The organism is Cellulosimicrobium cellulans (genome assembly GCF_001722485.1).
Classification (GTDB): domain Bacteria; phylum Actinomycetota; class Actinomycetes; order Actinomycetales; family Cellulomonadaceae; genus Cellulosimicrobium; species Cellulosimicrobium cellulans_A.
Genome location: NZ_LWGL01000154.1, coordinates 1 through 7,239, shown reverse-complemented (window position 1 = coordinate 7,239; position 7,239 = coordinate 1). Strand labels below are relative to the sequence as shown.

The following is a 7,239-nucleotide window of genomic DNA, read 5'->3' as shown; positions in this document are numbered from 1 at the left end:
GCGTCCGCACGCCCGGCGCGCGCCGACCGGCCGCGGCGTGCGGACCCGGGTGCGCGAGAGGGAGGCGCCGACGGCGGCCGTGCGGCGGGCGTCGGCGCCTCCCTCGCGTCAGGGCGACCGGGGCCGTATCAGACGGGCAGCTCGCGGTTGAGCCGGCGGTAGACGTACGCGGTGGCGATCTGCGCCACGGGCAGCGCCACGAGCAGGCCGACGTAGCACAGGAGCGTGCCGATGGCCTGGGCGACGTAGACCCCGAGGAACAGCAGGACCACGGTGCCGAGGTTCTTGCTCACGACGGAGAAGCTCGCCTTGATCGCGTCGAAGACGCCGAGGTTCTTGTCGATGACGTAGAACAGCGTGAACTGCGCGAAGAAGGCGAGGACGAGAGGGCCGACGAACGTGATCGCCAGGATGCCGGCCGCGACGCCGATGAGGAGCGCGGCGAGGATCACGTTGAGCAGGTTCGGCACGCGGAAGAAGTCGGCGAACTCGATCCGCTTCCCGCGCGTGATGAGCAGGGAGACGTTGACGACGACCGCCTGCACGAACAGGGCGAGCACGACGACGATCGCGACGTAGAGGAACGTCGTGAACCCGAACGCGAACCCGCCGGTCGAGGAGAAGTCGCCCGTCACCGGGTCGATGCTCGTGCTCGCCGTGCCGATGAGGACGAAGAAGAAGACGAGGCTGAGCACGAGCAGCGCGGCCACCCAGGCGAGCACGCCGCCGATGATCGCGCCGACGTTCTGCGTGAACTTGTTCCAGCCGTAGTTGAACGCCTCGCCGATCTGGACCGGCTGGTCCGCCTGGCCGTACGGCGACGCGGGCGGCGGGTAGCCCGGCTGGCCGTAGGGCGGCTGCCCGCCCTGGGGCGCCTGGCCGTAGGGCTGCTGACCGTACGGCTGCCCGCCCTGCGGCGCCCGGCCGTACGGCGGCTGCTGCCCGTGCGGCGGCTGCTGCTGCCCGTACGGCTGGTCCGACGACGGCTGGCCGGGGGCCGGCTGCGCGCGGTACGGGTCGTTCTCGTCGTGCGGCGGACCGCCGGCGCTCGTGTCGCTCATCGTGTCTCCTGGTCGGGGTCGGTGGTGACCGCGCCGGGCTGCGACGGGCAGGCGACGGCCCAGGTCAGGCACGCGGCGCGCGGTCGGGTACACCCTGTCGGGATTCGCGCCCGAACGCCAGAGGCACCGCCCTGTGGCACGGCGACATCACCCGCGTCACAGGTCGTCCGTGAGCTCCCGGACCACCGTGTCGGCGAGGAGGCGACCCTGCAGCGTCAGCACCCCGCGGCCCGTGAGCGCCGCACGGCCGTCGAGGAGCCCGCGCGCCACGAGCCCGGCGACCGCGCGCCGTCCGCCGGGCGCCAGGACCGACAGGTCGAGCCCCTCGCGGAGCCGCACCTGCAGCATGACCCGTTCCAGCTGGCCCTCGTCGCGCGTGAGCAGCTCGCGCCCCGCCGCGGGGCTCGTGCCCGCCTCGAGCAGGGCGGCGTAGCGCCGGGGGTGCTTGACGTTCCACCAGCGCACCCCGACGCGTCCGTCAGCCGGGCCCGCGTCGTCGTCCTGTGCGCCGTCCGGGCCGGCCGCGGCGACGTACGAGTGCGCGCCCGGGCCGATCCCCCACCAGTCGTCGCCGCGCCAGTACGCGAGGTTGTGCCGGCAGCGGTCGTCGTCGGTGCGCGCCCAGTTGCTCACCTCGTACCAGGTGAGACCCGCCGCCGTGAGCAGCTCGTCCGCGAGCTCGTACTTCGTCGCCTGGTCGTCGTCGCTCGGCAGGGCGATCTCGCCGCGGCGCACCTGGGCGGCCATCTTCGTGCCGGGCTCGACGACGAGCGCGTACGCCGAGACGTGGTCGACGCCCGTCGCGAGCGCGGACTCGAGGCTCGCGCGCCAGTCGTCGAGGCTCTCCCCCGGCGTGCCGTAGATGAGGTCGAGCGAGACCTTGAGCCCGGCGTCGGCGGCCCACCGCACGACGTCGGGGATGCGGCGCGGGTCGTGGGTGCGCTCGAGCGTCGCGAGGACGTGCGGCACGGCGGACTGCATGCCGAACGACACGCGCGTGAAGCCCGCGGCGGCGAGCTCGGCGAGCGACTCCGGCGTGACCGAGTCGGGGTTCGCCTCGGTCGTCACCTCCGCGCCGGGCGCGAGGCCCCAGGTGGAGCGGACGCCGTCGAGCAGGCGCGCAAGGTCGCGCGCCGGGAGCATGGTCGGTGTCCCGCCGCCCACGAAGACGGTCGAGACCGCTCGCTCGGGGACCCGCGCGTCGCGCAGGACGCGCGCCGCGAGGTCGACCTCGCGCAGCGCCGTCGTCGCGTACGCGGCCTGGTCCGCCCCGCCGCCCAGCTCGGACGCCGTGTACGTGTTGAAGTCGCAGTACCCGCAGCGCACCGAGCAGAACGGGACGTGCAGGTAGACGCCGAAGCCGCGCTCCGGCGTCGCGCCCGCGCCGTCACCGCCCGGCCGCCCCACCCACGCGGGCAGGGCGCCGTCGGCGGGCACCGGCTCGCCGTCGGGCAGGGCCGGGCTCACGAGAGGCTCACTTCTTGGACTTGTCCTTCGCGTCCTTGGCGCCCGCCGAGTCGGAGGAGAGCGCGGCGATGAAGGCGTCCTTCGGGACCTCGACGGAACCGATGTTCTTCATGCGCTTCTTGCCCTCCTTCTGCTTCTCGAGCAGCTTGCGCTTGCGGCTGATGTCGCCGCCGTAGCACTTGGCGAGCACGTCCTTGCGCATCGCGCGGACCGTCTCGCGCGCGATGACGCGGGCGCCGACCGCGGCCTGGATCGGCACCTCGAACTGCTGGCGCGGGATGATCTCCTTGAGCTTGGCGGTCATCATCACGCCGTACTCGTACGCCTTGTCCTTGTGCACGATCGCGCTGAACGCGTCGACCTGCTCGCCCTGCAGCAGGATGTCCACCTTGACGAGGTCGGCCACCTGGTCGCCCGACGGCTCGTAGTCGAGCGAGGCGTACCCGCGCGTGCGCGACTTCAGCTGGTCGAAGAAGTCGAAGACGATCTCGGCGAGCGGGAGCGTGAAGCGCAGCTCGACGCGGTCCTCGGACAGGTAGTCCATGCCGAGCATCTGCCCGCGCCGGTCGTTGCACAGCCCCATGACCGTGCCGACGAACTCGCTCGGCGCCAGGATCGTCGCGCGCACGACCGGCTCCTGCACCTCCTTGATCTTGCCGCCCGGGAACTCCGACGGGTTCGTCACCTTGACGACCGTGCGGTCCTCGAGCGTGACGTCGTAGACGACGTTCGGGGCGGTCGAGATGAGGTCGAGGTCGAACTCGCGCTCGAGGCGCTCGCGGACGATCTCCAGGTGCAGCAGGCCGAGGAAGCCGACGCGGAACCCGAAGCCGAGCGCGACCGACGTCTCCGGCTCGTAGTTGAGCGCGGCGTCGTTGAGCTTGAGCTTGTCGAGCGCGTCGCGCAGGACCGGGTAGTCGGTGCCGTCGATCGGGTACAGGCCCGAGAAGACCATCGGCTTGGGGTCGGAGTACCCGCCGAGCGCCTCCTCGGCGGGCTTCGCCGAGTTCGTCACGGTGTCGCCGACCTTGGACTGGCGCACGTCCTTCACGCCGGTGATGAGGTAGCCCACCTCGCCGACGCCGAGGCCCTTCGTCGGGATCGGCTCGGGCGAGATGACGCCGATCTCCAGCAGCTCGTGCGTCGCGCGCGTGGACATCATGGCGATGCGCTCGCGCGGGTTGAGGTTGCCGTCGACGACGCGGACGTACGTCACGACGCCGCGGTAGGTGTCGTAGACGGAGTCGAAGATCATCGCACGGGCCGGGGCGCCGGCGTCGCCGACCGGGGCGGGCACGCGCTCGACGATGCGGTCGAGCAGCGCCTCGACGCCCTCGCCCGTCTTGCCGGAGACCTTGAGGACGTCCTCCGGGTCACCACCGACGAGGCCCGCGATCTCCTCCGCGTACTTCTCGGGCTGCGCGGCGGGCAGGTCGATCTTGTTGAGCACGGGGATGATCTCGAGCTCGTTCTCCATCGCGAGGTAGAGGTTCGCGAGGGTCTGCGCCTCGATGCCCTGCGCGGCGTCCACGAGGAGGACCGCGCCCTCGCACGCCGCGAGCGAGCGCGAGACCTCGTACGTGAAGTCGACGTGCCCCGGCGTGTCGATCATGTTGAGGGCGTGGGCGGTGTCTCCCACCTGCCACGGCATGCGCACCGCCTGCGACTTGATGGTGATGCCGCGCTCGCGCTCGATGTCCATCCGGTCGAGGTACTGCGCGCGCATCGCGCGCGGCTCGACCACGCCCGTGAGCTGCAGCATGCGGTCGGCGAGCGTCGACTTGCCGTGGTCGATGTGCGCGATGATGCAGAAGTTCCGGATCAGCTCGGGCGGCGTCGCCGCAGGCTGGATGCGGGCGCTCAGGTCGGCGCTGGGGATCGGGGACAACGCGGGTGCGCTCCTGTGACTGGGCGGGCTGCGGGGGTCTGCCGGCCATTCTCCCACGTGCGCCCCGGGCGGCCGGTACTCGACGTCGCCCTGCAGGGCGGCGGCGCCCCGCCTAGCGTGGGGAGCACCGCACCGGACCACCGTCCGCGTGCTGCCCCGACGAGAGGAGAACACCGTGCCCGCAACGGACCTCACCGGCCGCCGCGTGCTGGCGATCGTCACGAACTACGGCGTCGAGCAGGACGAGCTGGTGGTGCCGCTGGAGCACCTGCAGGGCCAGGGAGCGCAGGTGGACGTCGCCGCGACGTCCACCGACGACGTGCAGACCCTGGTCGGCGACAAGGACCCGGGCCGCACGGTGACGCCCGACCGGACCTTCGCCGACACCGACGCGTCCTCGTACGACCTGCTGCTCGTGCCCGGCGGCACCATCAACGCCGACACGCTCCGCCTGCAGGAGGAGGCGATGGAGATCGTGCGCGCGTTCACCGCCGCGGGCAAGCCCGTCGCGGCGATCTGCCACGGTCCGTGGGCCCTGGTGGAGACCGCCGCCGTCGAGGGCAAGACCCTCACGAGCTACCCGTCGCTCGAGACGGACGTGCTCAACGCCGGCGGCGCGTGGGTCGACCGCGAGGTCGTGCGCGACGACGAGGGCTACACGCTCGTCACGTCGCGCGACCCCGACGACCTTGAGGCGTTCCTGCGCGAGGTGGACGCCGTCCTCGCCGCCGCCTGACCCGCTGTGGGAGGCGCGGTGGACGATGTGTCCATGGACGACGCGCTCGACCACCGCGCCCTCCTCGGGCGGTTCCAGTCCGCGTTCCTCGCCGACGTGCCGCGCAGCGACCCGCGGGCGCGGGTCCCGGCATGCGGCCGGTGGCGGGTGCGCAACCTCGTCGAGCACCTGAGGCGCATTCACCACTGGGCCGCCGCCCAGGCGCGACGCCGGCAGGAGACGCCGCTCGGGCGCGGACCGTTCGAGCTCGAGCCGTTCTACGCCGAGCACGCGGCCGAGCTGCGCGCGACGCTCGACGAGCTCGACCCCGACGCGCGGGCGTGGACGCTTCTCGAGACGGGCGACGCGGCGTCGACCGTCCGGTTCTGGCACCGGCGCCAGGCCCACGAGACGCTCGTGCACCTGCACGACCTGCGCGCCGCGTCCGGGCGCAGCGTCGGCGACGTGGCGCCCGCGGCGTGGGCCGACACGGTCGACGAGGTCGTCACGGTCCTGCAGCCCCGGCAGGTGCGCCTCGGCCGGATGCTTCCGCTGGAACCCCCGGTCGCGCTCGTGGCGACCGACGCCGGGTCGTCCTGGGTGCTCGGGGCGCGCGACGGCGTCGTGCCGGACGTGCAGGTGTCCGCCCCGGCACGCGAGCTCGCGCTCGTGCTGTGGCGTCGGGTCGCACCCGACGCGGGCGCGCTCCCCGGTCTCACCGTCGACGGCGACACGTCCGCGCTCGAGGCGGCGCTCAGGGAGCGCATCACCCCGTGACCGCCCGGGGCACCCCGCGTCAGGGACCGGGCGGGCGACGCCGCTGCCGAGGGCGGGACCGCGGGTAGATTGCCCGCGTGGCACGCAACCGATGGCTCGGACTCCTCGCCGGCGCAGCACGCGCGGTCGTGCGGCAGTCGGCACGCCCGCCGCGCACGCACGGCGCGCCGCGTCGCGCGGCGTCCCCGCGCGCCGGCGCACCGTCCGCGCCCCGGCGCGGCGCTCCTGCCGCCTACCCGGGCGACTACGACGGTCCTGTCCGCGCGCGGTACGCGCCGCGGCTCGACGGCGACCCCGACCCGGGCGAGATCGTGTGGACCTGGGTGCCGTACGAGGAGGACCACGGACGCGGCAAGGACCGTCCGGTCCTGCTCGTCGGTGCGGACGGGCCGTGGCTCCTCGGCGTGATGCTCACGAGCAAGGACCACTCGCGCGACGCGCGCGACGAGGCCCGCTGGGGCCGGTACTGGCTCGACATCGGCTCCGGGCCGTGGGACGCGCAGGGCCGCGACAGCGAGGTGCGCCTCGACCGCGTGGTCCGCGTCGATCGCGGGGGCGTGCGCCGCGAGGGCGCGGTCGTCGGGCGTGCGGTGTTCGACCGCGTCGTCGCGGGGATCGCCGCGCACCGGTGACCGGCGCCGACTGGATCGAGGGGCCCGCCGGCTGGTAGTCTCGTTGGTCGCGTGTCCGCCCAGGTCGGCGGGCACAGCTCCAGCACCTCTCCACGGGTTCCCCACCCCAGTCCCGGAGCTGGAGCCGCCCTCTACGACCTATCCGCTCGCTTCGGCGAACACACCAGAAAGTCCACACGTGGCCAACATCAAGTCCCAGATCAAGCGCATCCGCACGAACGAGAAGGCTCGCCTGCGCAACAAGGCGGTCAAGTCCGAGCTCAAGACGTACGTGCGCCGCGTGCGCGAGGCCGTCGCCGCCGGCGACAAGGACGCGGCGACCACCGCGCTCCAGGCCGCGTCGCGCAAGCTCGACAAGGCCGTCTCGAAGGGCGTCATCCACGCGAACCAGGCCGCGAACCGCAAGTCGGCCATCGCGAAGTCGGTCAACGCGCTCTGAGCGACGCGTCGCCCCTGAGGCGACCCCCGGCTCTCCACGAGGGGCGCCGACCCGGTCGGGTCGGCGCCCCTCGTGCGTCCGGCGGGCGCCATGCTGAGACCCGGCCGGGCGGGCGCCGGCTCAGCGGCCGTGCGACCGCGCGATCGTCAGCACCGCGCGCTCGACGGCGAACACCGGGTCGCGGCCGGCGCCCTTGACCTCGGCGTCCGCCTGCGCGACGGCGCTGATCGCCGTCGCCAGCCCCTCGGGCGTCCACCCCG

7 protein-coding genes and 1 pseudogene are annotated in these 7,239 nt (G+C 73.3%); 4 read left to right on the top strand and 4 right to left on the bottom strand.

The window, feature by feature from the left end; all coding sequences use genetic code 11:
* Window positions 1-128 precede the first annotated feature (128 nt).
* From JZ5iCDA_RS14020 to lepA, 3 genes are all read right to left on the bottom strand, one after another.
* Complete coding sequence (locus tag JZ5iCDA_RS14020; protein ID WP_069387727.1) at window positions 129-1,061, bottom strand: DUF7544 domain-containing protein; 933 nt, start codon at window positions 1,059-1,061, stop codon at window positions 129-131.
* Window positions 1,062-1,217: 156 nt separating this feature from the next.
* The gene (gene hemW / locus JZ5iCDA_RS14015; RefSeq protein WP_069387726.1) at window positions 1,218-2,528 is read right to left on the bottom strand and encodes a radical SAM family heme chaperone HemW; all 1,311 of its coding nucleotides are present in this window, start codon (window positions 2,526-2,528) and stop codon (window positions 1,218-1,220) included.
* Window positions 2,529-2,535: 7 nt separating this feature from the next.
* Complete coding sequence (gene lepA / locus JZ5iCDA_RS14010; protein ID WP_069387725.1) at window positions 2,536-4,416, bottom strand: translation elongation factor 4; 1,881 nt, start codon at window positions 4,414-4,416, stop codon at window positions 2,536-2,538.
* A 175-nt stretch (window positions 4,417-4,591) separates the two neighbouring features.
* Between lepA and JZ5iCDA_RS14005 the strand changes: the two genes are divergently transcribed.
* From JZ5iCDA_RS14005 to rpsT, 4 genes are all read left to right on the top strand, one after another.
* The gene (locus JZ5iCDA_RS14005; RefSeq protein WP_069387724.1) at window positions 4,592-5,152 is read left to right on the top strand and encodes a type 1 glutamine amidotransferase domain-containing protein; all 561 of its coding nucleotides are present in this window, start codon (window positions 4,592-4,594) and stop codon (window positions 5,150-5,152) included.
* Between the two features lie 33 nt (window positions 5,153-5,185).
* Entirely contained in the window at window positions 5,186-5,908 is a 723-nt protein-coding gene (locus tag JZ5iCDA_RS14000) for a maleylpyruvate isomerase family mycothiol-dependent enzyme (RefSeq protein ID WP_069387723.1), read from the top strand.
* Between the two features lie 77 nt (window positions 5,909-5,985).
* A complete protein-coding gene (locus JZ5iCDA_RS13995; RefSeq protein ID WP_069387722.1) occupies window positions 5,986-6,540 on the top strand; it encodes a type II toxin-antitoxin system PemK/MazF family toxin in 555 nt (184 codons plus the stop codon).
* A 178-nt stretch (window positions 6,541-6,718) separates the two neighbouring features.
* A complete protein-coding gene (gene rpsT / locus JZ5iCDA_RS13990) occupies window positions 6,719-6,979 on the top strand; it encodes a 30S ribosomal protein S20 (RefSeq protein ID WP_043659362.1) in 261 nt (86 codons plus the stop codon).
* A 120-nt stretch (window positions 6,980-7,099) separates the two neighbouring features.
* On the opposite strand, the pseudogene JZ5iCDA_RS19765 reads toward rpsT, so the two are convergent.
* Window positions 7,100-7,239, bottom strand: a pseudogene (locus tag JZ5iCDA_RS19765) (DNA polymerase III subunit delta); the annotation flags it as partial.